The sequence below is a fragment of the Actinomadura sp. NPDC049382 genome (assembly GCF_040677125.1).
In the GTDB taxonomy this organism is placed as follows: Bacteria; Actinomycetota; Actinomycetes; order Streptosporangiales; family Streptosporangiaceae; genus Spirillospora; species Spirillospora geliboluensis.
Genome location: NZ_JBFARO010000022.1, coordinates 28777 through 53981 on the forward strand (window position 1 = coordinate 28777; position 25205 = coordinate 53981).

The following is a 25205-nucleotide window of genomic DNA, read 5'->3' on the forward strand; positions in this document are numbered from 1 at the left end:
GTCGTGACGGACGTATCGAGCATGGGGCCGCAGCCGGGGGACGATCGTCCGGTACTGACCAACCGGCAGGGCCACCCGGTCTACGACAACCAGAACCAGCGGACGGTCGGATCCCGGGGCCCGGCCACGCTGGAGAACTACCAGTTCCTGGAGAAGATCAGCCACTTCGACCGGGAGCGGATCCCGGAAAGGGTCGTCCACGCGCGCGGCGTGACGTCCTACGGCTTCTTCGAGGCGTACGGGAAATGGGGCGATGAGCCCATCGAGACCTACACCCGCGCGAAGCTGTTCCAGGGCGCCGGGAAGCGCACCCCCATCGCGCTGCGCTTCTCCACGGTCATCGGCGGCCGGGACTCCGCGGAAACGGCCCGCGACCCGCGCGGATTCGCCATCAAGTTCTACACGGAGGACGGCAACTGGGACCTCGTCGGCAACAACCTGGCGGTGTTCTTCATCCGGGACGCCATCAAGTTCCCCGACGTCATCCACGCCCTCAAGCCGGACCCGGTGACGTTCCGGCAGGAGCCGGCGCGCATCTTCGACTTCATGTCGCAGACGCCCGAGTCGATGCACATGCTCGTCAACCTGTTCAGCCCGCGCGGCATCCCGGCCGACTACCGGCACATGCAGGGCTTCGGCGTGAACACCTACAAGTGGGTGAACGCGACGGGCGAGACGAAGCTCGTCAAGTACCACTGGATCCCGAAGCAGGGCGTGCGGAGCATGACCGGGGAGGACGCGGCCAACGTGCAGGCCGGCGACCTCGGGCACGCCACGAAGGACCTGCACGACGCCATCGACCGCGGCGACTTCCCGGAATGGGAGCTGGTCGTGCAGATGATGGACGACCACGAGCATCCGGAACTCGACTTCGACCCGCTCGACGACACCAAGGTGTGGCCGGAGAACGACTTCCCGCCGAAGCCGGTGGGCCGGATCGTCCTGGACCGGAACGTCGACAACAACTTCGCCGAGAACGAGCAGATCTCCTTCGGCACCGGGGTCCTGGTGGACGGCCTCGACTTCTCCGACGACAAGATGCTCGTCGGGCGGACGTTCTCCTACAGCGACACCCAGCGCCACCGCGTCGGCCCCAACTACCTGCAACTGCCCGTCAACCAGGCCAAGGGCGCGAAGGTGCGGACGAACCAGCGCGACGGCGAGATGGCGTACTACGTGGACGGCGGCGGGGAGAACCCGCACGTGAACTACGAGCCGTCCATCACGGGCGGGCTGCGCGAGGGCCAGTACCCGACCCATGACGAGCAGGGCCCGGAGATCCGGGGCCGGCTGACCCGCATGCGCATCGCGCGGGCGAACGACTACAAGCAGGCCGGCCAGCGCTACTGCCTCATGGAGGAATGGGAGCGCGACGACCTCGTCCACAATTTCGTGGATCTCATCTCGCAGTGCGCGCGTCCGGTCCAGGAGCGGATGGTGTGGCATTTCCTGCTCGTCGATGACGACCTCGGGCTGCGCGTCGGCGAGGGCCTCGGCATCAAGCCGGAGGACGTCGAGCACCTGGACCCGCTGCCCGGCCAGACCCTCACCGACGAGGACGGGCAGCGGCTCGCGAACCTCGGCAAGAACGGGTCCCGCGACGTCAGCGGCCTGAAGATGACCCACTGCGTCCCGAACGAGCGGGCCGTCGTGCACCGCTGACCGCGAAAGGACGACATCCCTGACTGGGCCGTGGCTCACACGCCCAGTCAGGGAGGTCGTCGCGCGGCTAGTTGTCGCTGAGCAGCGGGTAGAGGCGGCGCGCCACGGCGGGGCGCGTCGCGCGGCGGTGGCCGTCGATCGCGGCCTCGACAATCGCGCTCTCGGCGGTGAACGCGGTCCGCATGACCGCGATGAACTCGGCCGTCGGCGGGTAGAGGCGGGACGCCGCGCCGGCCGTCCGGCGGACGAGCACGCGCGCGGCGGTGCGCAGCGCCGACTCGAAGTGGCGGACGTCGTGCCCGGCGCACGCCTCGCCGGCGCCGAGCGCGCGGAACACCGGCAGCACGGCGCGCGCCTCGCGGGCGCCGGAGTAGACCGCGATGGCCTCCGTGACGAGGTTCGCGATCTCGTCCGGGCCCAGCCGGGTGTAGGCGGGGACGCGGGCGGCGACCTCGCCGGCCACCTCGGCGGTGATCTCGTCGGCCCGGTCGGCGAGGAACCGGTACAGCGCCGCCCGACCGTCGTTCGTCCCTGGCACCGTGCGACCCCCTCACGACTCGCTCCCAGTCCTGACTGGGACTGTTGGCCGAGAGTAACCAATCCCGCGGGGCTGCGGTAGGGGTATGTTACCGGCGCGTAGGCCGGATTCGCTGCCCGATTTCCGAAATGTCCTTGGTCAGCCGGCGGTCCATCGCGCGGGCGAGATGCTCGTCGGCGACGGTCCTGGCGATCGGGCGCAGCCGCGCCACGAGCTCGGCGAGCCGGTCCAGGTCCGCCGGGGACGGATCGCCGTCCCGCCGGTCCAGGAGATGCCCCCTGACCAGCTGGACGAAACCGAACGCCATCCGGTCGAACGCCGCCTCCAGCTCCCAGCTCATGGCGAGGATCGCGGGCAGCGGGATCCCGGCGCGCACCAGCTGGACGGCCGCGTCGAACAGCCGCGGGCTGTTGATCACGACCCGGTCCCCGGCCACTGTGAGGTGCCCCAGCTCGACCGCCTCCGCGATGTGCTCCGGCGCCAGCCGGCCCTCGAAGGCCGCGGTCAGCTCGTCCATGGCGATCTCGGCCCGCGCCCGGTCCGCCCAGGGGGTGGCGGCCGCCCACGCGAAGCCGAGCAGCTCGGTGACCCCGCGCCCCGCGTCCGCCGCGGCGAGCAGCTCCCCGATGCCGCTCAGCCGGTGCCCGCGGTCGAGCAGGTCCGCGATCAGGCGCAGCCGCTCCAGGTGGGAGTCGTCGTAGAGGGCGATCCGGCCCTGCCTGCGCGGCATGGGCAGCAGCCGCCGCTCCTGGTAGTAGCGCAGCGTCCGGACCGGCACGCCCGCCTCGGCCGCCAGCTCCTCGACCCGGTACTCGCGCCCGCGCCCGTCCGCCCGGCCGCGCCCGTCCTCGCCCATGTCGCGCTCACCTTAACAATCCGCACTGTAACCATCGGCACTGTCAGCATCGCTGCATCGTGAGGCGCTCGGGGGAGAACGTCTCTCGTCGGCACGGGACCCGGCATCTGGTCATCTCGATCGGATGCCGCCGCATCCGTCGCCTCGGGCGTCCCATGGACTCTGCTTCGTCCTCGAAACGCCCGAGCACCGTACGGATGCCTACGCGCGCCCGCTCGCCAACCGCTCAACGACAGAGCACGCTACAAAGGTCCAGGCCGACTCTCCAGGCCGACTCCGGACACCGGCTGGACGCCGGCCAGGCGCTGGTTAGATGCGGGCCAGGCGTCGCACCCTTCTGGGCACCAGTCTGTAGTCGTGCGCGGCGGGCCGGTGACGGTGTGCCCCGCGGTGGCGCCGGCCCCGATGCCGGCGGGATGCGGCGGCGGCCAGCCCGAGCGCGAGCGCCAGGACCAGCGCCCACCGCATGGGTGACCGCGCGACCTCGTCCGGGGGTTCGTGCTCCTTCCGAGCACGCCGAGATAGCCTCATGAGCAACGCCCTTCTCTTGCGTCGACTGCTGGGACGGGCCAGGGCGGCCTCCTGTCTGATCCACGGGAGGCCGCCCACATCTGTCTTGACGACCCTTCGGTCAGGGCCGTCGAATCGTCGCAATCCTCCTGCATCGTTCGTGCATCCGCAAGGCACTCTGCACGTGCATGCATTGCCCGATTGTTCAAATGCACGTGCATCTGCACGCGTGAAGCGGTTTCCGGCGTAGGATGCTCGGTGCGCGGCGCCCACGTCCGCCCTGGCAGCAGTCCGTCCGAGAGCTTGGAGCCGCATTGACCGCAGGGCAGGGCAGGGAGCCGCCGACCGGCCTCGTCCGGGGGCCGATGGCCCGCCGCCTGCTCCTCGGCACCGAACTGCGCAGGCTCCGCGTGCTGAGCGGCGTCACCCGCGAGGACGCCGGATACCTCATCCGGGGCAGCGCCTCGAAGATCAGCCGGATGGAGCTCGGGCGCGCGGCGGTCAAGGAGCGGGACGTCGCCGACCTGCTGGCCCTGTACGGCGTCGCCGAGGACGAGCGCGAACCCCTCCTCCGGCTCGCCCGGGAGGCCGCCGAGCGCGCGTCGTGGCGGCGCTACGGCGACATGGTCCCGTCCTGGCGGCACCGCTACCTGGACATGGAGGAGGACGCCGACCACGTTCGGGCGTACAGCCCCGGCGGCATCCCCGAAGCGCTGCAGACCGAGGAGTACGCGCGCGCCTGCCTGCGCAGCAGGAGCCAGCAGGCCGGCGCCTCCGAGATCGACGAGAGGCTCTACGTCCGCCTCATGAACCGCCGGTTCGACCGCGCCGTCCACCGGACGTTCACGGCCGTGGTCGACGAGGCGGCGCTGCGGCGGCTGACGGGCGACCGGGACACCGTCCGCGGCCAATTGGAACGCCTGGCGGCCGCGAACGAGCCGGCGGGGAGCAAGCTGAGGGTCATCCCCCTCGGCAGCCCGGCGGCGCCGATCGTCCAGCAGCCCTTCACCATGCTGCTGTTCGAGAAGGCGGAGATCCCGGACGTCGTCTACGTCGAGTTCCTGACGACCGCTCTCTACCTCTCCAGGGCCATAGAGACCGCCGCCTACGAGAACACCTGGGACCGCCTCCACGCAGCGTCCCTCTCCCCTGAGGACAGCCGAACCCTCGTAGACGGCCTACTGGAAAGAAGCTGACACCACGCACCTCCCATGCCCGGTCAGGGCAGGGAAGGGTTTGCGGCTCGCCCCTCGGTGTTCAGCAGGACGACGGTCTCGGTGTGCTCAGGGGCAAGGTGGCGGCGGTGGGGCGAGGCTAGGGCGATACGGGTTCCTGCTAGGGAAGCTGCGCCGCACGGGCCCGCAGACAGGCCGAGGGCAGCGAGGTCCTGCGCGGCGCGGGCCGTTTCCGGGTCAGTGACGGTCACAGCCGCGTCCAAGCCCGACCGTAGGACGGGCCAGGCCAGGCTGGACGGCGTCGCACAGTTGAGGCCCGCCATGGCGGTCGAGCCCGTCTCGATGGTCAGCGGCCCGCCGTGGTGAAGGCTCGTCAGGACGCAGGGCGCGGCGTCGGGCTCCACGGAGAGGACGGTGGGCCGGGCCGGGCCCGACCTGTAGTGGGTCACGGCCGCCTGTGCCAGCGAGCCAACGCCCACTGGAACGGCCACCAGGCCCGCCGGTGCGGCGCCCACCTCGGCCAGTTGCTCGTCGATCTCGGTGAACAGCGTGGAGTAGCCCTCGACGATCCACCCGGGTACGCGTTCGTAGCCCGGCCAGGCCGTGTCCTGGACGAGCAGGGCCGACGGGTCGGCGGCGGCCTCCTCAGCGGCGACCCGCACCGCCTCGTCGTAGGGGCCGGGGACCTCGGTCAGGCCCGCGCCCGCCGCCTTGATCGCGGCCATCGCCGCGGGGTGCACGCCGTACGGGACGTAGACGTCGGCCGGCGCGCCGAGGAGCCGCGCCATCTCGGCCACGGCGCGGCCGTGGTTGCCGTCCGTCGCCGTGATGAGCCGGACGGGCCCCTGCGCGCGCAGCCGCTCCAGCGAGGCGTCCGGGAGCCGGTGCCTGTCGCGGAGCGCCCGCGCGATCCCCCACGAGGCGCCGAGGATCTTGAAGGCGGGGAGGCCGAGGCGGGACGACTCGTCCTTCACGAAGAGCCGGCGGACGCCCAGGGCGGCGGCCAGCGACGGCAGTTCCACGAGCGGCGTCGGAGCATGGCCGGGGAGCGTCCGGTGGAAGGCGGCTACGCCGTGCGGCGCGGGCGGGCAGGTCCAGGCGCGGGCGGCGGGACGGGTGAACCGGCGGGCCGGGGCGGGAGCGGTGACCATGGGACCCACGCTTCCGCAGCGGTCTATGGTCGGTCCAGCGAATGTTTTCGAGCGATATTCATCAGTCAAGTCGATGAATGGGGCTGCCTTGCTGGATCTGCACCGGCTGCGCCTGCTGCGCGAGCTGAAGCACCGGGGGACGCTCGCCGCCGTGGCGGAGGCCCTGTCGTACAGCCCGTCGTCGATCTCGCAGCAGCTCTCCGTCCTGGAGCGGGAGGCGGGGGTGCGGCTACTGGAGCCGGTGGGACGCCGGGTCCGGCTGACCGCGCAGGCGGAGATCCTCGTCGCGCACACCGAGGCGGTGCTGGAGCGGCTCGAACGCGCGGAGGCCGACCTCGCGGCGTCGCTGGAGGGCCTCACGGGCGTGCTGCGGGTCGCCGCGTTCCAGACCGCGGCGCTCGCGCTCGTCCCGGACGCGCTGACCCGGCTCCGCGCCGCCCACCCGCGGCTGCGCATCGAGATCACCCAGCGGGAGCCGGAGAGCGCGCTCCCCGCCCTGCTCGCACGGGACTTCGATCTCGTGCTCACCGAGGAGTACCCGGGGGAGCCGGGACCGCGCCCGGCGGGCGTCGAGTACGAGGAGCTCGGCGAGGACGAGATCCACCTCGCCCTCCCCGCCGACGGCGCCGGAGCGGGAGACGGCGGGTTGCGGGAGGCGGCGGGGGTGCCGTGGGTCCTGGAGCCGCCCGGGACGGCGTCGCGGCACTGGGCGACGCGGCTGTGCCGGGAGGCCGGTTTCGAGCCGGACGTACGGTTCGAGTCGACCGACCTGCTGCTCCACCTGCGGCTGGTGGAGCACGGCCACGCGGCGGCGCTGCTGCCCGGACTGGTGTGGGCGGGGCATCCGCCGACGGTGCCGGTCGTCCGGCTGCCGGCGCGGCAGCGGACCCGGCGGCTGTTCACCGCGTCCCGGCGGGGCGGCGGCGGCCACCCGGCCGTGCGCGCGTTCCGGACGGCACTCGGCCGCGGATTCGCGGACCGGAACCCCCGGATCGGGGGATGACCCCACCGCGGTTAGGGGTTTTCCCCTATGGCGATTACTTCGCGCTGGAGGCAGAGTCGTATCCGGCAGCAGGGGACCGAGGCTCCTCCCCGGGAAGAAGGCACACGATGTCGAACACGCCGACCCTCACCTCGATGACCACCTCCGACCTGGCCGAAGTCCTGTTCTGCTGCGGGCTGCAGGAGTCCGACCGCCCCACCGCCGAGCAGGTCCGCGCGGCGATCCGCGACCGGATCGGCGCCTGCGGCGGGGACAGCTCCGGCTGCGTCGCCCTCGTCGCGCAGGAGGCGGGCGACCACCCCGAGATCTACCGCGCCCGGATGCGCTGGGCGCTCAGCACCGTGTCCCGGGCGTACCGGGGGCTCGGCACCGCCGCGGCCTGATCCCGGACGGCAACCGCTCACCAGGGAGATTCCGATGCGTTCACCGCTCATCGACCGGCGCAGGGACACCCTTCCCCGATCGGACATCCTGCCGCGTTCGCTGCGCGACCTGATCGCCGCCGAGGCGGGCGCCCAGGTCGCGGACGAGAGGCGGCGGCACCGGCAGCGCAGGGTCAGGGCCGCCCGGCGGGCCCCCTAGCCCTCGACAAGGCCGATGTGTGCCCGGCCCTCAGCAGGCTTCTAGCGAGGAATCCCGGTCCTTTGGGCTGGGAGGAATCACTCCCCTCGCGCGCGGCGCGTCCAGCGCCGCCAGGGTCCACCCCACACCAACCGATAGACTGTAATGATACAGTCACAGACTGTGAAATTGGTGGTGCAGGTCAAGCTCCTGCCGACGCCCGAGCAGGCGACGGTGCTGGCCGACACCCTCCACCTGGTCAACACCGCCGCCAACCACGTGGCGGTCGTGGCTTTCGAGGAGTTCGGGCTGCGCGGCCGTGAACTGCCCTTGCGGAGGCTGTGCTACGGCGACCTCAAAGCCGCCGGGCTCGGCGCCCAGGCCGCCCAGCACGTGATCAAACGAGTCGTGGACGCCTACACCACCCTCCGGGCCACCATCCGCAACGGCCGCCTCGGCAGCCCGGCATCCGCGCGGCGCCGCAAGGCCGAGTCCAAACCGATCGTGTTCCGCCCGGACGCCGCGCACACCTTCGATGACCGGTGCCTGTCGTGGCAGTTGGACGCGGGCACCGTCAGCATCTGGACGGTGGCCGGGCGGTGCAAGAACCTCAGGTTCGCCTGCTCCCCCGACCAGGCCAAGATGCTGGCCGCGCACCGCAAAGGCGAGTCGGACCTGGTCCACCGGGACGGGAAGTGGTTTCTGCTCGCCACCTGCGAGGTTCCCGAACCGGACGTCTACGAGCCCGCCGACTGGATCGGGGTGGACCGCGGCATCGTCAACCTGGCCACCACCAGCGACGGCGACAACCACCAGGGCCGCCGCCTTTCCCGGTACCGGCGCTGGCAGGCCCGCAAACGCGCCGAACTCCAGGCCAAACGCACCCGCGCGGCGGCCCGGCTGCTGAAGAAACGAGCCCGCCGGGAGTCCAGGCACGCCCGGCACGTCAACCACACCATCGCGAAACAGGTCGTCGCCGTCGCGGCACGCACCGGACGCGGCATCGCACTCGAAGAACTGAGTGGGATCCGCGCACGGGTCACGGTTCCACGCGACCAGCGGGCACGCCTGTCGTCCTGGCCCTTCCACCAACTCGGCGAGTTCATCGCCTACAAGGCACGCCGACACGGGGTGCCGTTCATCGCGGTGGATCCGGCCTACACCTCCCAGCGCTGCCCCCGCTGCGGCCACACCGACCGCGGCAACCGCCGTAGCCGGGACCACTTCACATGTCGCCGGTGCGGCCTCGCTGGGCCCGCCGACATCGTCGCCGGGATCAACGTGCGCGACCGCGCACGCTCGGCGTGGGTATTCGTCAACATGCCCCAACCCGCCCCCGCATAGCGTGCGGGGCTGGTGGATGCGACCCGTGACCGCCCCGCCGTAACGGGCAGTCGGGAGCGCAAACGAAGTCCGAAGGACCGAACCGGCAAGCCCGGTCCTCTCAGGGCCAAGTAGTTGACTGGCGGGTCTTGGTCTTGCTCGTCTTCTTGTGCTTGGACTTGTGCTTGGAGCCGCCGCCCGACTCCCACTCGTAGCCGGGCGTGTTGCTCTTGCAGTAGCTGTCGCTGACCTTGGTGTCGGTCGCGTCGTGCTCGCACCACCGGTTCTGGCCGCCGCACGCGGTCAGCCCGAAGGCGGCGACCAGGACGGTCAGCGCGAGTGCGGTGGAACGGCTCTTGGGCATGGTCGGCCTCTCTCTGCCGGAATGAAACGCAGGTCAGACGCGAGCGGCGGGGATCGCGTTCCGCCGCCGGGCGGCACCGGATTGTCCGTCTCCGGCCGCGAACTATGCTGACGCCCGTGAACGAAGAGGCGACGGACGAGCAGACCGGCGACGGCGTCCGCGAGTACCGCATCGGCGAGCTCGCGGCGGCGGCCGGCGTCCCCGTGCGGACGCTGCGCTACTACCAGGAGCGCAAGCTGCTGCCGCCGCCCCGCCGGGAGGGGCGCATCGGCCTCTACTCCGAGGACCATCTGGCCCGCCTCCGCATGATCGGGAACCTGCTCGAACGCGGGCACACCCTGGAGGGCATCCGCGAGCTGCTGTCGGCGTGGGAGCAGGGCCGCGACATCGGCACCGTCCTCGGCGTGGAGAAGGCCGTCACGACGCCGTGGTCGAACGAGGTCCCGGTCACGATGACGCTGGCGGAGCTGGCGGCGCTGTTCCCCGGCGAGGCCGTCGGCCCCGACGCCGTCGAGCGGGCGGTCGCCCTCGGCCACATCGAGGTGGACGGCGACCGCGTCACCCACTGGAGCCGCCGCCAGCTGGACGCGACCGTCGCGCTCGTCCGGGCCGGGGTGCCGCTGGACGCGGTGCTGTCGGTGGCCAAGGAGCTCCAGCGCAGCATGGACGACCTCGCCGCGATGTTCGTCGGGCTGATCGCCGCGCACGTCGTCAAGAACGTCGGCGACCAGGACCTCGGCGAGCTCACCGAGACCCTCGCCCAGCTGCGTCCGGGCGCGCAGGTGTCGGTCGAGGCGGGGTTCGCGCGCGCGATGGACCGGCAGGTCCGCGCCGCCATCGACGAGCTGCTCGGCCGCCTGTCCGGCTCCTGACCGTCCCGTGCCGCGGCCTGCCCCGGTGCCGCTGATCGGCGGCGATACTGGTGGGCATGGTCGATGACGAGCGATGGAAGGCGCGGTTCCGCGCCGCCCGGATGAGCCTGCCCCGCTGGGCGCGTGACGCCCCGGACCGGAGCCTCTACCGGTCGAACGTGACCGGGACGTGGGAGATCTACAGCTGGGACCGGGGCACCGGCGCGCAGCGCCAGGTGACCGACCGCCCCAACGGCACGTGGATGGGCACCATCGACCCGGCCGGCGAGTGGGTGTGGTGGTTCGCCGACACCGACGGGGACGAGTTCGGCGTCTGGAACCGCGCACGCTTCGGGGAGGCGGAGAGCGCCCCGGCCGTTCCCGGGCTGGAGCCGTCGTACCCGTCCGGGCTGTCCCTGGGCCGCAGCGGCCTCGCCGTCATCGGACGGACGACCGAGGACGGCAACACCGTCCACCTGTGCCGCCCTGACGCGGAGCCCGAGGTGCTCTACCACCACGCGGAGGACGCGCACATCGCCGCTCTGTCCCGCGACGAGAGCCTCATCGCGATCGGGCACAGCGAGCACGGCGACAGCCGCCACATGGCGCTGCGCGTGCTGCGCCCCGACGGGACCGTGGTCGCCGACCTCTGGGACGGCCCCGGCAAGGGCGTCTACGGCGCCGGCTTCGCCCCGGTCGACGGCGATTCGCGGCTGCTGGTCAACCATGAGCGTCGCGGCCGCGACGAGATGCTCATCTGGGATCCGGTCGCCGGGACCGAGCGGGAGATCGTCCTCGACCTGCCCGGCGAGATCGGCGCCGACTGGTACCCCGACGGCACCGCGCTGCTGGTCTCCCACTCGCACGAGGCGCGCGACGAGCTGTACCGCTACGACCTGGACGGCGGCTCGCTGACCAGGATCGACACTCCGCGCGGCGTGATCGGCGGGGCCGCCGTCCGGCCGGACGGGACGGTCGAGTTCTCCTGGTCGTCGGCCGCCGAGCCGCCGGTGATCCGCTCCACCTCCGGCGCGGTCGTGCTCACCCCGCCCGGACCGGCCGCGCCGCCGTCCGTGCCGGTCGAGGACGTGTGGGTGGACGGCCCCGGCGGCCGCATCCACGCGCTGGTCAGCAAGCCGGACGGCGACCGCCCGTACCCGACGGTGTTCGACGTCCACGGCGGGCCGACCGCGCAGGACGACGACTCGTTCACGCCGGTCGCCGCCGCCTGGGTCGACCACGGGTTCGCGGTCGTCCGCGTCAACTACCGGGGCTCCACCGGGTACGGCTCGCAGTGGCGGGACGCGATCGAGGGCCGCGTCGGGCTCACCGAGCTGGAGGACATCAAGGCCGTCCGCGACTGGGCGGTCGGGTCGGGCCTCGCGGACCCGGCCCGGCTCGTCCTGACGGGCGGCTCGTGGGGCGGCTTCCTCACCCTGCTCGGCATCGGCACGCAGCCGGACGACTGGAGCGTCGCCGTCGCCGCCGTCCCCGTCGCCGACTACGTCGCCGCGTACGAGGACGAGATGGAGGGCCTCCAGGCGTTCGACCGCTCCCTGTTCGGCGGCTCGCCGGACGAGGTCCCGGACCGCTACCGCGAGTCGTCCCCGATCACCTACGTCGAGGCGGTCAAGGCGCCGGTGCTGGTGCTGGCCGGGGAGAACGACCCGCGCTGCCCGATCCGGCAGATCGACAACTACCTCGGCCGCCTCGCCGAGCTGGGCCTCCCGCACGAGGTGTACCGGTACGACGCGGGGCACGGCTCCCTCGTCGTCGAGGAGCGGATCACCCAGATGGCCGCCGAGATCGGCTTCGCCCGCAAGCATCTCGGTATGTCGTGATCTATCCCGGGGGTGGGCGGCGCGGGCCGCCCGCCCCCGGTTTACAAGATCGAACCTCGGGCATCCCTCCGAGCGGCCGGCGGCCGCCAGGCAGGCCCCGGCCCGCCCCCCGGTACAGGAGAACACCGATCGGGGGGATCCCAGTGACATGTCTTCGGCACGCCCATGCGCTCGTCCGGCACGCCTTCGGTGAACGAATACCGAGGCCGCACGGCCCCGCCTTCCGCCTGACCGCGCTGGTCATGGCCTTGGGCGCCGCCGCTACGGCCCTCACCCCCGTCCCGTCCGCCGCCGCCGCGTCGGCGAGCGACGACCCGCCTCGCGCCCGGCGGGCCGCAGCGGCCGAGGCTCCCCCGCACGCGATTCTGCTGTCCGCACCGGCATCGCGGGTTCCCGGCGGCGTTCCCGCGAACGCGCGCAGGGCGCCCGAACCGGTGGAGCGGCAGGCCGCGCCCACCGAACCGCCGCCACCGACCGCGCCCCAGCCGCCCACCGAACCGGAGCCGCTCATCGCACCGCCGCCGCTCACCGCACCGCAACTGCCCACCTCGCCGTCATCGACCGCCACGGCGGAGGAGGAGCCCGCGACACCGGCGTCCGCGCAGGACGCCTCGCAGGCGGACGCCCCGAAGGCTCCGAAGCAGGACGCCCCGCAGGAGAGCGCCCTGCCTGACCTGCCCGACTCGCTGCGGCTGGAGCAGCGGTTCGCCGAGTACACGCTGCGCGGCAACGGCATCCGGTGGCGCTCGACCGGGGGCTGCTCCGACCGGACGGTCCGCACCTGCACCTCCTTCGAGGGCGTCCGGTGGGGGACGGTCAAGGGCCTGATCCGCTTCGCCAGGTCGAGCGGCTGCGAGATCACCGTGACCGGCGGCACCGAGCACGGCCACGCGAGCGGCACCTACAGCCATGCCAACGGCTACAAGCTGGACATCTCCCCCACCCGCTGCGTGGACGCCGCGATCAAGCGCCACCCGTACGCCGGCCGGCGGGGCGACGGCGCCCGCCTCTACCGGTCACCGGACGGCACGCTCTTCGCCCGCGAGAAGGACCACTGGGACATCACCTTCCGCTGACCCGCAGCCCCCGTGCCGCCCGGGTCAGGCGCGGACCTCGCGGATGATGCCCACGAGCTCCCGCGTCACCGACTTGAACCCCGGCAGCCGGGACATCGCCACCATGCGGTTGACGAGCGGGACCGTCCGCTCCACGAGGAGGTAGGTCTTGCGGCAGCCGGGGGAGCTGTCGTGCACCCAGTACAGGACGATGCCCATCGAGTAGATCCACAGGAGTTCGGGCAGCTCGGCCCGGAACTCCTTGTCGATCTTCAGATCGGAGCCCTCCACGACCTCGCGGTAGATCGCGACCGCCGACTCGCGGGCCGGGCCCGACTCGGCGCTGAACGGGTTGAGCGGGCTGGTCGGCTCGGCGGCGAACTTGAAGAACTTCCCGGCGAACTCGTGGTACGGCACCATCGTGTCGACCCGGGCCCGCAGCACGCCCAGCAGCCGGGCCGCGAACTCCGTCTCGGTGTCCAGGACGGCCCGGCAGGCGGCGACGTGCTCGTCCTGCAGCTCGTCGTAGTACGCCTGGATCAGCTCTTCCTTGGACCCGAAGTAGTAGTAGGCGTTGCCGACCGAGACGCCCGCCTCCTTGGCGATCGCCCGCATCGTCGTCGCGTCGTATCCGCGCTCCCGGAACAGGCGCAGCGCCGTCTGGACGATCACGGCCCGCGTCTGCTCGGACTTCACGGCCTTCGTCTCGGTCACGCATGCCACCTTAAATCCCTGCCGCGGCGTCCGCTCATGCCCCGGCCGCCGTCCGGCCCGGTCCGGATGCCGCCCGCCGGGGCGGAACCGGGGTCAGGCGGTCAGTTCGGCGGCGACCAGTTCGGCCGTCTGGACGGTGTTGAGCGCGGCGCCCTTGCGGAGGTTGTCCCCGGACAGGAACAGGTCGAGCGCGTGCGGGTCGTCGAGCGAGCGGCGGACGCGGCCCGCCCAGACCGGGTCGGTGCCGGCGGCGTCGGACGGCGTCGGGAACTCGTGCGTGTCCGGGTTGTCGCACAGCACGACGCCGGGCGAGCGGGCGAGGATCCCCTGCGCCTCCCGCTGGTCGACGCGCTCCTCGAACACGGCGTGCACGGCCATCGAGTGCCCGATGACGACGGGGACGCGGACGCAGGTCGCCGACACCTTGAGGTCGGGCAGGCCGAGGACGCGGCGGGTCTCGTCGCGGAGCGCGATCTCGTCGGACGTCCAGCCGCCGTCCTCGCCCGTCCCCGCCCAGGGCACGACGTTCAGCGCGAGCGGCGCCGGGAACGGGCCGAGATCGCCGACCGCGCCGCGCATCGCGCCGGGGCGGTGGCCGAGCGTGCGGTCGCCGCCGACCTTCTCCAGCTGCGCGTACAGGGTGTCGACGCCGTCCCGGCCGGCGCCGGACGCCGCCTGGTAGGACGCGACGACCAGCTCCCGGAGCCCGTACCGGGCGTGCAGCGCGCCGACGGCGGCGATCATGGTGAGGGTCGCGCAGCCGGGGCCCGCGACGATGCCGCGCGGCCGGTCCCGGACCCGCTCGGGGTTCACCTCCGGGACGACGAGCGGGACGTCCGCGGCGGTCCGGAACGCGCGCGACGCATCGACCGCCACGGCGCCGCGGGCCGCCGCGACCGGCGCCCATTCGGCGGCCACCGCGTCCGGCACGGCGAAGATCGCGACGTCGGCGCCCGCGAAGACCCCGGGCGCGAGCGGCACGACCTCGGCCGGCGCGCCGCGCACCTGGAGCACGCGCCCGGCGGACCGCGCCGACCCGGCGAGGCGGATCTCCCCGTAGACGTCACGGCGGATGGACAGCAGGTCGAGCAGCACCGCACCGACCGTCCCGGTGGCGCCGGCGACCGCGAGGGTCGGCAGCCCGGAGGCGGAGCCCGTCGTCGCACTCACATCCACAGAACTACCGCCGTCCACCCCCGGTTCCCAAAACGGCCCACACCCGCTGGAATCACGGCGAAACAGCCCGGCTCGCGGACATGCGAAAGGCCGCGCCGGCCCCGGTACGGGACGGCGCGGCCCGCGCGGTGTCAGCGGCCGGTGCCGCCGTAGACGACGGCCTCGACCTGGTCGGAGTCCAGGTCGAAGGCGTGGTGCGCGGCGGCGACCGCGGTGTCGATGTCGTCCTGCGCGACGACGACCGAGATCCGGATCTCCGAGGTGGAGATCATCTCGATGTTCACCCCGGCCTCGGCGATCGCGCTGAACAGCTTCGCGGTCACGCCGGGGTGCGAGCGCATCCCGGCGCCGATCAGCGACACCTTGCCGATGCGGTCGTCGTAGCGCAGCGACTCGAAGCCGATCCGCTCCTTCAGCTTGTTCAGCGCGGTCAGCGCGCTCTGCCCGTCGGTGGACGGCAGGGTGAACGAGATGTCGGTGCGCCCGGTGGACGCCGCCGACACGTTCTGCACGATCATGTCGATGTTGATCTCGGCCTCGGACAGCACCGAGAAGATCGTGGCGGCCTCACCCACCTTGTCGGGGACCCCGACCACGGTGATCTTGGCTTCGCTCCGGTCGTGCGCGACGCCGGAGATGATCGCCTGCTCCATGTCCTGTCCTTCGATCTCGCTGCTGTCGACGACCCACGTGCCCTCCTTCTGACTGAACGAGGACCGCACATGGATCGGGATGTTGTAGCGGCGCGCGTACTCCACGCAGCGCAGGTGCAGGATCTTCGCACCGCTCGCCGCCATCTCCAGCATCTCCTCGTAGGAGATCTTCGGGATCTTACGGGCGGCGGGCACGATGCGCGGGTCGGCGGTGAAGACGCCGTCGACGTCGGAGTAGATCTCGCAGACGTCGCCGTCCAGCGCGGCGGCGAGCGCCACCGCGGTGGTGTCGGAACCGCCGCGGCCGAGCGTGGTGATGTCCTTGGTGCCCTGCGAGACGCCCTGGAAGCCGGCCACGATGCAGATCGAGCCCTCGTCCAGCGCGGTCCTTATCCGGCCCGGCGTCACGTCGATGATCTTGGCTTTGCCATGCGAGCCGTCGGTGATCACGCCGGCCTGGGAGCCGGTGAACGAGCGGGCCTCGTGGCCCAGGTTCGCGATGGCCATGGCCAGCAGCGCCATCGAGATCCGCTCGCCGGCGGTGAGCAGCATGTCCAGCTCACGGCCCGGCGGCAGGGGGCTGACCTGCTTGGCCATATCGATGAGATCATCCGTCGTGTCGCCCATGGCGGAGACGACGACGACCACGTCGTTGCCCGCCTTCTTCGTTGCGACGATGCGCTGGGCGACCCGCTTGACGCCATCGGCGTCGGCGACGGAGGAGCCACCGTACTTCTGCACGACAAGAGCCACGAGTGGGCGCTCCTCGGATCGGGGTCAGGCGTACCGGACGTCGAGTCTACCGAGCCCGCTCCGATGGATCACGACCAGGTAACTGCCGGAGGCCGCCGGGGGTCCGCGCGAGGCGAATGTTCCCGGCGGACCACCACAAGGTAGGGCAAAGCGTCTATGTAGCGGCGGGGTGTGGGCGGCGCGCCCGGTTCGTGCCGCCCGCCGGTGATCCGGCGCGTCCGCGGCCTGGGCCGGGCGCGGGCGCGCGCCGTGGTGTCCGAGCTGATGGGAGAGCCGATGGGCGCGTTCGACGAGCTGCCGAGGGTGCGCAGGGGGCCGCTGCATGCGCTGTACGCGGCACTGCGGCGGCGCGCGCCGCAGATGTCCGCGGCGCGTCCGGACGGCGGCGTCCTGAACGTCGGCTACCGGGGCCGCACCGCCCAGGTCGTCTGGGACGGCGACCTCGGCGTGTTCGCCTGGGACGAGCCCGACGGCGGGCGGATCGGACCCGACGTCGAGAAGGCGGCCGAGGTCGTCGCGGCGGCGCTGGACGCGCCGGTGAGCCCCGGCGCGTCCGGCTAGACGGGCGCAGCCTCCCGCCGGGCGCGCGCGGCTAGGCGGGCGCGGCCTCCGCCTCGGCCTCCGGAGCGACGTCCAGGCGGGCGTTCGCGACGAACGCGTGCAGGGCCCGCAGCGCGGCGCCGGCGTGGTTGCCCCAGTGGTTGAAGTAGGAGTACTGCCACCACCACAGGGCCTCCAGGGGACGGTCCTGGTTGTAGTGCCGCAGCCCGTGGACGAGGTCGCTGGCGACGTCGACCAGGTCGTCCGACAGGCGGTAGGCGGTGGTCTCGGTGTCCTTGTACGGGTCGAAGACCTCGGCGTACTCGTCCAGCGCGACGAGGCGCTCCGACAGGCCCTGCCGGACGGCGTCCAGGTCCGGGTCGTCGCCGACCTCGGGCTCCCAGTTGTCCGGGAGGATGACGTCGGCGCTGGCGCCGAGCTGCGCGCCGGCCAGGATGACCTGCGACACCTCGAGGAGGAGGAGCGGGATCGTGTGCCGCCCGCCGTCGCCGCGGGCGACCGCCTCCAGTCCGTTCAGGTAGTTGTCGACATGGCACGCCACGCGCTCGGCGAGGGCGTTCCAGTCCTGCGGGCTGTTGGTGTCAGACATCGAGCAGCCTCCGTCCTTCGAATGCACGGCCCAGCGTCACCTCGTCCGCGTACTCGAGGTCGCCACCCACCGGCAGGCCGCTGGCCAGACGGGTGACGGTAAGGCCCATGGGCTTGACGAGCCGGGCGAGGTACGTCGCGGTCGCCTCGCCCTCCAGGTTGGGGTCGGTGGCGAGGATCAGCTCGGTGACCGTCCCGTCCGCGAGCCGCTGCATCAGCTCGCGGATGCGCAGGTCGTCCGGGCCGACGCCCTCGATCGGGCTGATCGCGCCGCCGAGCACGTGGTAGGTGCCGCGGAACTCGCGGGTCTTCTCGATCGCGACGACGTCCTTGGACTCCTCCACCACGCAGATGACGTGCGGATCGCGGCGGGCGTCCCGGCAGATCCGGCACTCCTCCTCCTCCGCGACGTTCCCGCACGTCTTGCAGAAGCGGACCTTGTCCTTGACCTCCTTGAGCGCCTTCCCGAGCCGTTCGACGTCGGCCGGGTCGGCGGCGAGCAGGTGGAAGGCGATCCGCTGCGCGCTCTTGGGGCCGACGCCGGGCAGCCTGCCCAGCTCGTCGATGAGGTTCTGGACCACCCCTTCGTACAACGGACCCCTCCTTTCCTAGTCGTCCGCTTTCCTGGTCGCTCGCGCTCAGGCGCCCTGGCCGCCACCGCCGCCGAGGCCCGGGAAGCCGCCGGGCAGGCCGCCTCCGGGAAGACCGCCGCCGGGCATGCCGCCGCCGAGCCCCTGCGCGAGCGGCCCCATCTTCTCCTGCTGGAGTTCCTGCACCGCGCGTCCGGCGTCGCGGATCGCGGCCAGGACGAGATCGGCGATCGTCTCCGCCGTGTCGGCCGGGTCGTCGGCGTCGATCGCCTTCGGATCGATCGCCAGGCCCGTGACCTCGCCCTGCCCGTTGACCGTCGCCGTGACGAGCCCGCCGCCCGCGGTGCCCTGCACCTCGGCCTCCGCGAGCTCGCGCTGCGCGGTGAAGAGCTGCTGCTGCATGGCCTGGGCCTGCTGCAAAAGCTCCTGCATGTTCAACTGACCACCGGGTTCCACGGTGCACTCCCTACTTCCGGCCCCCGAGGGCCTGCTCTCTGGCGCTCCGCCAGCCGCCGGACGTCCGTCCCACGAGACTACGGGTTCGCGCCATGATGCGGTAAGTACGCCGGTCACGATCTTGGCCAGAGTGCTCCCACGCTTGATCCGCGCCAAACCCGGGGCGGGGGCCCGGCTAGGCTCGCGCCGATGACCGACTTCTTCGCCGGGGACCCGCGCAGCAACCGCGAGCGGATGCTGGCCGGTGACCTCTACATCGCCGACGACCCCGACCTGGAGGCGGCGTCCAGGCGGGCCGTCGCCCTGGCCCACCGGTACGGCGAGGTCTACGCCACCGACCCGGACGCGGCCCGCCCCATCCTGGAGGACCTCCTCGGCTCGATCGCGCCGGACGCCCATATCCGTCCGCCCCTGTACGTCGACTACGGCTCCTACATCACCGTCGGTTCCGGCACATTCGCCAACTTCGGCCTGACCGCGCTGGACGTCGCGCCCATCACGATCGGCAGCGATGTCCAGATCGGCCCGAACGTGCAGTTGCTCACGCCGACGCACCCTCTCGACCCGGAGCGGCGGCGGGCGAAGCTGGAGGCCGCCGAGCCGATCGTGATCGAGGACAACGTCTGGCTGGGCGGCGGCGCCATCGTCCTGCCCGGGGTGACCATCGGCGAGAACAGCGTCATCGGCGCGGGCGCCGTGGTGACGAAGGACGTCCCCGCGAACGTCGTGGCCGTGGGCAACCCGGCCCGGGTGATCCGCTCCCTCTGAGGTCGCGGCGACCTCACCGCCGCTCTCGGCCGACTCAACGGTCTCCTCGACGGCGACACAGCCTGCGACGTGGTCTCGCTCACACACTGTCACATTGCGCGACAGGGCGGCGTCTTGTGCTCGAACCGCTCGAAGCGAGGGAGGCATCATGACCGAGAACACCGATGTGGTCGTGGTCGGCGGCGGATACGCCGGTGTCATGGCGGCCAACCGTCTGACGCGGCGCGGCGACGTGACCGTGACGCTGATCAACCCGCGCCCGTCCTTCGTCCACCGGGTCCGCCTGCACCAGCTGGTCGGCGGGACCGGCTCCGCCGTCGTCGACTACCGGGAGGTCCTGGCGGAGGGCGTCCGGCTGGTGGTCGACAGCGTGACGCGGATCGACGCGGCCGGACGCGGCGTGGAGCTGGCGAGCGGCGGCGCGGTCGGCTACGACTACCTGGTCTACGCGGCGGGCAGCGGCAGCACCGGTGCGCGGGTGCCCGGCGCGGCCGAGTTCGCGTACCCGATCGCCTGCCTGGAGGAGGCGCAGCGGCTGCTGCCGGTCCTCGACGCCGCGCCCGCGTCGGCCGCGGTGACGGTGGTCGGAGCCGGTCCGGCGGGCATCGAGACGGCCGCCGAACTGGCGGAGCAGGGCCGCGACGTGACCCTGGTCTGCGGCGGGGTGCTCGGCCCGTACCTGCACCCGCGCGGGCGGCGTTCGGTGGCCGGGCGGCTGGCGGAACTCGGCGTGACGGTCGTGGAGGGCCCCGGCACCACGGTGACGGCGGTGACGTCCGATACGGTGCGGCTCGCCGACGGCCGGGAGCTGCCGAGCACGGTGACCATCTGGGCCGCCGGCTTCGGCATCCCCGACCTCGCCGCGCGCAGCGGGCTGAGCACCGATGCCCTGGGACGGCTGCTCACGGACGAGACACTGACCAGCGTGGACGACGAGCGCATCGTCGCGGCCGGGGACTCGGCGGCGCCGTCGGGCCTGCCGCTCCGGATGAGCTGCCAGGCCGCAATGCCGCTGGGCGCGCGGGCCGCCGACACGGTGCTCAGCCGGTTGGCGGGGGAGCGGCCCGAGCCCCTCAACCAATCGTTCGGAGCGCAGTGCATCAGCCTCGGCCAGCACACCGGCATCTTCCAGTTCGGCAACCGGTCCGACGTCGCGGTGTGGCTCCACATCGACGGCCGCCTCGGAGCGAAGATGAAGGAGACCGTGTGCAAGGGCATCGTGAAGCACCTGGCCGATGAGGCCCACAAGCCCGGCGGGTACAAACTGCACCGCGTCAAGGGAGGCGCCGGACGCCGCAAGGCCCTGGAGGCCCTGCGCACCGAGGCACCGGCCGTCCTCGAAAGGGTCGGCTAGGCCCGATCGGGCCGCCTGCAGCGGAAATGGTCAAGGCATGAGCGCCGTCTCGGCGGTCAGGAGTTGTCGATCTCGCGGATGATCTGGCCGCCGAGTTCGCGCTGGATGAGGGCCATGCCGTTCATCTCGGCCTCGGTGCCGTCGGCGTCGGCGTCGCCTTCGGGGTCGACCTCGTCGCTCTCGTCCATGGGCGCGGGCTCGGGAGGCGGCGGGGGCTCGTCCGGCGGCGGGGGCAGGGGGCCCGGATCCGCCTGGCGTGCCGCGCTCTCGCCGTCCGCCGGGCGCGGGACGGGGTTGGGCCGGGCCTGGGGCGCGGACTGCGGTGCCGACTGCGCCGCGTTGCCGAAGCCCCCGGACGGGGCGGATCCGCCGAAACCGGATGACTGCGCGTTGCCGAAGCCCCCGCCCGGCCGCCCGCCGCCGCCGGGCCCTGGGTTCGAGGGGCGGCCGCCACCACCGCCGCCACCGCCTCCGACGACGGTCTCGATGCGCCAGTCGACGCCCATCCGCTCCTTGAAGACCTCGCGGAGGACGGTCTCGCGGCCGCCGTTGACGAAGCCCAGCCGGCGCCCCTCCGCGTCGAAGCCCAGGGTCAGGACCTTGCCGTCCAGCGACACCGGCTGGACCCCGGACATGATCGTCATCCAGGTGGCGCGGCTCTTCTGCTTGACCGCCTCGACCACGTCGGGCCAGAGCCGCTGGACGGTCCCGAAGTCCATCCCCCCACCGGCAGCCGGAGCCTGACTCGGCTGCGCCGCCGGCGGCGGAGCCGGTCGGGCCTCCGGCTGCGGGGCCGGGCGGGGCTGTTCCTGCGGGGCCGGGCGAGGCTCCGCGGGCGGGGCCGGGCGGGATTCGGCCGGACGCTCAGGCGCGGCGGGCGGCGGTGCGGGCCGCTCGGCCTGGGGCGGCGCGGGGGCCGGAGCCGGGGCGGGCGGCGGCGTGAACGCCGGAGCCATGCCCTCGGACGGTGCGGCGAGGGCGCCCTGGGAGGCTTGGCGCTCCAGGCGGTCGAGGCGGGCGAACATGGACGCCTCGTCCTCGTAGGCGGCGGGCAGCAGGATGCGGGCGCAGATCAGTTCCAGCAGCAGCCGCGGGGACGTGGCGCCGCGCATCTCGGTGAGGCCGGTGTGCAGCAGGTCGGCGGCGCGGGTCAGCTCCCCCGGGCCCATGGAGGACGCCTGGCGCCGCATCGCCTCCAGCTCGTCCGGCGGGACGTTCAGCAGGCCCGTCCCGCCCGCCTCGGGGACGTTCGACAGGATCACCAGGTCGCGGACGCGTTCCAGCAGGTCGGCGGTGAAGCGGCGCGGGTCCTGGCCGCTCTCGACGACGCGGTCGATCGCGGCGAAGACGGCGGCGCCGTCGCGGGCCGCGAAGGCCGCGATGACCTCGTCCAGCAGGGCGGAGTCGGTGTAGCCGAGCAGCGAGACGGCCCGCGCGTAGGTGATGCCCTTCTCGTCCGACCCGGCGAGGAGCTGGTCCAGGATCGACAGCGTGTCGCGGGCGGAGCCGGCGCCCGCGCGCACCGCCAGCGGCAGCGCGGACGTCTCGTAGGGGACGTCCTCCGCCTTCAGGATCTCCTCGACGAGCTCTTGCAGCACGCCGGGCGGGATCAGCCGGAACGGGTAGTGGTGGGTCCGGGAGCGGATCGTCCCGATGACCTTCTCGGGCTCGGTCGTCGCGAACACGAACTTCAGGTGCGGCGGCGGCTCCTCGACGAGCTTCAGCAGCGCGTTGAAGCCCTCGCGGGTGACCATGTGCGCCTCGTCGATGATGTACACCTTGAAGCGCGCCGAGACCGGCGCGAAGAACGCGCGCTCCCGCAGGTCGCGGGCGTCGTCGACACCGCCGTGGGACGCGGCGTCGATCTCGATGACGTCGATGTGCCCCGTCCCGGACGGGCCGAGCGCGACGCACGAGTCGCATTTGCCGCACGGGTCGGGCGTCGGCCCCTGTTCGCAGTTCAGGGAGCGGGCGAGGATCCGGGCGCTGGACGTCTTGCCGCACCCGCGCGGACCGCTGAACAGGTACGCGTGGTTGATCCGGCCGTTGCGCAGGGCCTGCTGCAGCGGCTCCGCGACGTGCTCCTGTCCCTTCAGCTCGGCGAACGTCGCTGGCCGGTACTTGCGGTACAGCGCCAGACTCATCGGGGGTCCGCCCTCCTGGAGAAGCAGAGCGTCAGAAGCGAAAGGACCCCCCGCACACCCGCCAGAGCCTGTTTATCCTTGCTGCCTTCCGGCCCTGGGGAGGTTCACAGGGTGACGCCATGCGAGGGGTCTACCCAGAGTCTATGGCATCCCCGGCCGTGGATTGCCACGGTTCCCGCGTAGTCTCCGCCTCATGCCCGCCGCATCCGAGGACACCCTCCTGCACATCGCCGAACGGACCCACTGGGAATCCGCCCGCGCCGCCGGTGTGTCGTACACCATGTCCACGCTGGGCCGGACGCTGGACGACGAGGGTTTCATCCACTGCTCGTCCGACATGTCCCAGGTGGACGGCGTCCTCGCCCGCTTCTATGGCGGTATCGACCGGGAAGATCTGGTTCTGCTGGTCATCGACGTGTCCCGCCTGGACGCTCCCGTCCGCCACGAGCCCGTCGGGGACGCGGTCTTCCCGCACGTCTACGGACCGATCCCGGTCTCCGCCGTAATCGATGTCAGGTCACTGCCCGAGACCCGGTAGGCTTCCCCGTGGAGGATTCGCCTAGTGGCCTAGGGCGCACGCTTGGAAAGCGTGTTGCGTGCAAGCGCTCGCGAGTTCGAATCTCGCATCCTCCGCCGCACCGAGGCCGGTGCCCGACACGGGCACCGGCCTTTCGCATGCCCGGCCCCAAGCGGCTCCGCATGTGCCCGGCCAGCAGGGCGGCGACTGGAGGGAACTTAGTGACGGGCCGGTTGACCTGCACGGTAACTGGTTTACTGAGTCCGTAAGTCGAGTGACGCATGTTGTTGCGTTGCCTTCTCCGGGTGGGGCCGACGCCGTAGACTCGAAGTGTGATCTTCAAGGCGGTCGGTGATGGCAGGCCCTACCCGGACCACGGGCTCTCGTCCCGGGACTGGGCCAAGATCCCGCCCCGCCAGGTCCGCCTCGACCAGCTCGTCAGCACCAAGCGGGAGATGGACCTCCAGTCGCTGCTCTCCAAGGACTCCACGTTCTACGGCGACCTGTTCCCGCACGTCGTCCAGTGGCACGGTGAGCTCTACCTGGAGGACGGCCTGCACCGGGCACTGCGGGCCGCACTGCACCAGCGGCAGGTCCTGCACGCGCGCGTCCTGGACCTGGACGCCGTCGACATGAGCTGACGCCGGTCAGCGGGTCCGGGCGGCGGGCTCCAGAGCGCGGGCGTGCTTCGGGCCGGTGCGCTGACGCGCCGGCTGGACGAACCCGGGGCGCGCCGCCAGCAGCCCGAACACGACCTCCGGCACGACCAGCGCGAGCAGCAGCACCAGCGGGACGTTCCAGCCGCCCGTGGCGTCGTGCAGCACCCCGACCGCGAGCGGGCCGGCGCCCGCGAGGAGATAGCCGCCCGTCTGCGCCATCCCGGACAGCGCCGCCGCCACGTGCGGGCTCGGCGAGCGCAGGCTGAGCAGCGTGTACGCCAGCGGGAACGCGCTGCCGGTGCCGAGGCCGAGGACGATCACCCAGGTCCAGCCGGCGGACGGAGCGAGCATCAGCCCGCCGACGCCCACCACCATGGTCGCGGCGACGGCGACGACGAGGGGGCGCTGGTCGCGCAGCCGCGCCGCGAACACCGGGACGACGAACCCCAGCGGGATCCCGACGATCAGCATCGCGGAGACCATCATCCCGGCGGCCGCGGGCGCGAACCCGGCGTCCTGCATGATCTCCGGCAGCCACGACATCAGCACGTAGAACATCAGCGACGCCAGCCCCATGAAGGCCGCGACGTGCCAGGCGGTCGGGGAGCGCAGCAGCGATCCCTCGCCGCGCGGGGCGGCGGCGGCCGGTGCCGCGGCGCGCGGCTCGCGGCGGACGCGGAGCGCGAGCGGCCCCCAGACCAGCACGGCGATCAGGGACGGGACGGCCCAGATGGCGAGCGCGAGCCGCCAGCCGCCCGCCTCGTCCAGCGGGACCGCGAGCCCGGCCGCGATGGCGCCGCTGGCCGCCATGAGCATCATGGCGAGGCCGGTGAGCGAGCCCACGCGGGTCGGGAACGCGCGCTTGATGACGGCCGGCATGAGGACGTTGCCCATCGCGATCCCCGCGCCCGCCAGGATCGTTCCAACGAACAGCGACACCGGGGACTGCACCACGCGGAGCACGATCCCCGCGGTGATCATGACGAGGGAGCCGGCGATGGCGGTCTCGGCGCCGAACCGGCGCGCCGCGAGCGGCGCCACGGCCGCGAAGACGCCCAGGCACAGCACCGGCAGCGTGGTGAGGACGCCCACTTCGGCGCCCGACAGCCCGAAGACGTCCCGCAGCTCGCCGAGCACGGGGGCGATGCCGGTGATCGCCGCCCGCAGGTTGACCGTCAGCAGGACCAGCCCGACCAGCGACCAGACGGCCGTGGCGCGGGAAACCGGAGTCGTCGCAGAACTGTTCATCTCACCTTGCTCATCGTCTGTCCGCACCGGCGGGGGCCGGGCACGTCTTCTTCGTCGTCGTCGTTCGCCTTCGCGGCACGGCCGGGAACGATCGGGCGCGGCATGCGCACTGATCCCGTCGTCGGGGCGGGAGA

26 protein-coding genes, 1 tRNA gene and 1 other RNA gene are annotated in these 25205 nt (G+C 72.4%); 15 read left to right on the forward strand and 13 right to left on the reverse strand.

Annotated elements, in window-relative coordinates; genetic code table 11:
• Positions 1-3: 3 nt before the first annotated feature.
• The gene (locus tag AB0K34_RS16280) at positions 4-1662 is read left to right on the forward strand and encodes a catalase (RefSeq protein ID WP_301173862.1); all 1659 of its coding nucleotides are present in this window, start codon (positions 4-6) and stop codon (positions 1660-1662) included.
• Positions 1663-1729: 67 nt separating this feature from the next.
• On the opposite strand, the gene AB0K34_RS16285 is transcribed toward AB0K34_RS16280, so the two are convergent.
• Positions 1730-2200 (reverse strand): hypothetical protein, encoded by a 471-nt coding sequence (locus tag AB0K34_RS16285; protein ID WP_138635533.1) that lies wholly within the window; start codon positions 2198-2200, stop codon positions 1730-1732.
• An 88-nt stretch (positions 2201-2288) separates the two neighbouring features.
• Complete coding sequence (locus AB0K34_RS16290; RefSeq protein ID WP_138635534.1) at positions 2289-3056, reverse strand: MerR family transcriptional regulator; 768 nt, start codon at positions 3054-3056, stop codon at positions 2289-2291.
• 824 nt (positions 3057-3880) lie between these two features.
• On the opposite strand from AB0K34_RS16290, the gene AB0K34_RS16295 reads away from it, so the two are divergent.
• On the forward strand, positions 3881-4762 hold the full coding sequence (locus AB0K34_RS16295; RefSeq protein WP_364549334.1) for a helix-turn-helix transcriptional regulator: 882 nt from the start codon (positions 3881-3883) through the stop codon (positions 4760-4762).
• Positions 4763-4785: 23 nt separating this feature from the next.
• On the opposite strand, the gene AB0K34_RS16300 is transcribed toward AB0K34_RS16295, so the two are convergent.
• Positions 4786-5892: a pyridoxal-phosphate dependent enzyme gene (locus tag AB0K34_RS16300; protein WP_364549337.1), complete on the reverse strand. Its 1107-nt coding sequence runs from the start codon at positions 5890-5892 to the stop codon at positions 4786-4788.
• A gap of 88 nt (positions 5893-5980) precedes the next feature.
• On the opposite strand from AB0K34_RS16300, the gene AB0K34_RS16305 reads away from it, so the two are divergent.
• The 4 genes from AB0K34_RS16305 to AB0K34_RS16320 all read left to right on the forward strand — a co-directional run bounded on the left by AB0K34_RS16305 (position 5981) and on the right by AB0K34_RS16320 (position 8800).
• Positions 5981-6895, forward strand: coding sequence for a LysR substrate-binding domain-containing protein (locus AB0K34_RS16305; protein ID WP_301173859.1), 915 nt, complete (start codon positions 5981-5983; stop codon positions 6893-6895).
• Between the two features lie 107 nt (positions 6896-7002).
• Complete coding sequence (locus tag AB0K34_RS16310) at positions 7003-7278, forward strand: hypothetical protein (protein ID WP_138635539.1); 276 nt, start codon at positions 7003-7005, stop codon at positions 7276-7278.
• 34 nt (positions 7279-7312) lie between these two features.
• Entirely contained in the window at positions 7313-7477 is a 165-nt protein-coding gene (locus AB0K34_RS16315) for a hypothetical protein (RefSeq protein ID WP_364549340.1), read from the forward strand.
• Positions 7478-7639: 162 nt separating this feature from the next.
• The gene (locus AB0K34_RS16320) at positions 7640-8800 is read left to right on the forward strand and encodes a transposase (protein ID WP_364549343.1); all 1161 of its coding nucleotides are present in this window, start codon (positions 7640-7642) and stop codon (positions 8798-8800) included.
• Between the two features lie 100 nt (positions 8801-8900).
• Here the strand turns inward: AB0K34_RS16320 and AB0K34_RS16325 are convergent, their stop codons facing one another.
• The gene (locus AB0K34_RS16325) at positions 8901-9143 is read right to left on the reverse strand and encodes a hypothetical protein (RefSeq protein ID WP_364549347.1); all 243 of its coding nucleotides are present in this window, start codon (positions 9141-9143) and stop codon (positions 8901-8903) included.
• A gap of 116 nt (positions 9144-9259) precedes the next feature.
• On the opposite strand from AB0K34_RS16325, the gene AB0K34_RS16330 reads away from it, so the two are divergent.
• The 3 genes from AB0K34_RS16330 to AB0K34_RS16340 all read left to right on the forward strand — a co-directional run bounded on the left by AB0K34_RS16330 (position 9260) and on the right by AB0K34_RS16340 (position 12911).
• Positions 9260-10015 carry a MerR family transcriptional regulator gene (locus AB0K34_RS16330; RefSeq protein ID WP_364549351.1) on the forward strand — a complete coding sequence of 252 codons (756 nt, stop codon included), beginning with the start codon at positions 9260-9262 and terminating at the stop codon, positions 10013-10015.
• Positions 10016-10071: 56 nt separating this feature from the next.
• Positions 10072-11835 (forward strand): prolyl oligopeptidase family serine peptidase, encoded by a 1764-nt coding sequence (locus tag AB0K34_RS16335; RefSeq protein WP_138635542.1) that lies wholly within the window; start codon positions 10072-10074, stop codon positions 11833-11835.
• Between the two features lie 242 nt (positions 11836-12077).
• Entirely contained in the window at positions 12078-12911 is an 834-nt protein-coding gene (locus AB0K34_RS16340) for a hypothetical protein (protein WP_364549355.1), read from the forward strand.
• Between the two features lie 24 nt (positions 12912-12935).
• Here AB0K34_RS16340 and AB0K34_RS16345 read toward each other — a convergent pair whose 3' ends face one another.
• From AB0K34_RS16345 to AB0K34_RS16355, 3 genes are all read right to left on the reverse strand, one after another.
• Positions 12936-13604, reverse strand: a complete 669-nt coding sequence (locus AB0K34_RS16345; protein ID WP_138635543.1) for a TetR family transcriptional regulator — start codon at positions 13602-13604, stop codon at positions 12936-12938.
• Between the two features lie 93 nt (positions 13605-13697).
• The gene (locus AB0K34_RS16350; protein WP_364549359.1) at positions 13698-14774 is read right to left on the reverse strand and encodes an aspartate-semialdehyde dehydrogenase; all 1077 of its coding nucleotides are present in this window, start codon (positions 14772-14774) and stop codon (positions 13698-13700) included.
• A 137-nt stretch (positions 14775-14911) separates the two neighbouring features.
• Entirely contained in the window at positions 14912-16186 is a 1275-nt protein-coding gene (locus AB0K34_RS16355; protein ID WP_138635545.1) for an aspartate kinase, read from the reverse strand.
• Positions 16187-16390: 204 nt separating this feature from the next.
• On the opposite strand from AB0K34_RS16355, the gene AB0K34_RS16360 reads away from it, so the two are divergent.
• On the forward strand, positions 16391-16747 hold the full coding sequence (locus tag AB0K34_RS16360; protein ID WP_138635546.1) for a hypothetical protein: 357 nt from the start codon (positions 16391-16393) through the stop codon (positions 16745-16747).
• A 31-nt stretch (positions 16748-16778) separates the two neighbouring features.
• Here AB0K34_RS16360 and AB0K34_RS16365 read toward each other — a convergent pair whose 3' ends face one another.
• From AB0K34_RS16365 to AB0K34_RS16375, 3 genes are read right to left on the reverse strand one after another with little or no spacing between them, the layout of a single operon-like run.
• Positions 16779-17336: a DUF5063 domain-containing protein gene (locus tag AB0K34_RS16365; protein ID WP_138635547.1), complete on the reverse strand. Its 558-nt coding sequence runs from the start codon at positions 17334-17336 to the stop codon at positions 16779-16781.
• Positions 17329-17928, reverse strand: coding sequence for a recombination mediator RecR (recR, locus tag AB0K34_RS16370; protein WP_131936043.1), 600 nt, complete (start codon positions 17926-17928; stop codon positions 17329-17331). The genes AB0K34_RS16365 and recR overlap by 8 nt, the downstream gene beginning before the upstream one ends.
• Before the next feature lie 45 nt (positions 17929-17973).
• Positions 17974-18381: a YbaB/EbfC family nucleoid-associated protein gene (locus tag AB0K34_RS16375; protein WP_138635548.1), complete on the reverse strand. Its 408-nt coding sequence runs from the start codon at positions 18379-18381 to the stop codon at positions 17974-17976.
• Positions 18382-18570: 189 nt separating this feature from the next.
• On the opposite strand from AB0K34_RS16375, the gene AB0K34_RS16380 reads away from it, so the two are divergent.
• Both AB0K34_RS16380 and AB0K34_RS16385 read left to right on the forward strand, forming a co-directional pair.
• Positions 18571-19149 (forward strand): sugar O-acetyltransferase, encoded by a 579-nt coding sequence (locus AB0K34_RS16380; protein ID WP_364549364.1) that lies wholly within the window; start codon positions 18571-18573, stop codon positions 19147-19149.
• 148 nt (positions 19150-19297) lie between these two features.
• The gene (locus tag AB0K34_RS16385) at positions 19298-20503 is read left to right on the forward strand and encodes an FAD-dependent oxidoreductase (RefSeq protein WP_364549366.1); all 1206 of its coding nucleotides are present in this window, start codon (positions 19298-19300) and stop codon (positions 20501-20503) included.
• A gap of 56 nt (positions 20504-20559) precedes the next feature.
• Here AB0K34_RS16385 and AB0K34_RS16390 read toward each other — a convergent pair whose 3' ends face one another.
• Together AB0K34_RS16390 and ffs are read right to left on the reverse strand one after the other, a co-directional pair.
• On the reverse strand, positions 20560-22647 hold the full coding sequence (locus tag AB0K34_RS16390) for a DNA polymerase III subunit gamma and tau (RefSeq protein WP_364549369.1): 2088 nt from the start codon (positions 22645-22647) through the stop codon (positions 20560-20562).
• A 38-nt stretch (positions 22648-22685) separates the two neighbouring features.
• An RNA gene (gene ffs, locus AB0K34_RS16395) (signal recognition particle sRNA small type) lies at positions 22686-22781 on the reverse strand.
• A gap of 59 nt (positions 22782-22840) precedes the next feature.
• Here ffs and AB0K34_RS16400 point away from each other — a divergent pair.
• The 3 genes from AB0K34_RS16400 (at position 22841) to AB0K34_RS16410 (ending at position 23805) form a co-directional block, all read left to right on the forward strand.
• On the forward strand, positions 22841-23185 hold the full coding sequence (locus AB0K34_RS16400) for a DUF952 domain-containing protein (protein WP_364549371.1): 345 nt from the start codon (positions 22841-22843) through the stop codon (positions 23183-23185).
• Positions 23186-23195: 10 nt separating this feature from the next.
• A tRNA-Ser gene (locus tag AB0K34_RS16405) sits at positions 23196-23280 on the forward strand.
• A gap of 216 nt (positions 23281-23496) precedes the next feature.
• Positions 23497-23805 (forward strand): type II toxin-antitoxin system VapB family antitoxin, encoded by a 309-nt coding sequence (locus AB0K34_RS16410; protein ID WP_138641450.1) that lies wholly within the window; start codon positions 23497-23499, stop codon positions 23803-23805.
• A 6-nt stretch (positions 23806-23811) separates the two neighbouring features.
• Here the strand turns inward: AB0K34_RS16410 and AB0K34_RS16415 are convergent, their stop codons facing one another.
• On the reverse strand, positions 23812-25071 hold the full coding sequence (locus tag AB0K34_RS16415; protein ID WP_138641451.1) for an MFS transporter: 1260 nt from the start codon (positions 25069-25071) through the stop codon (positions 23812-23814).
• Positions 25072-25205: the final 134 nt, after the last annotated feature.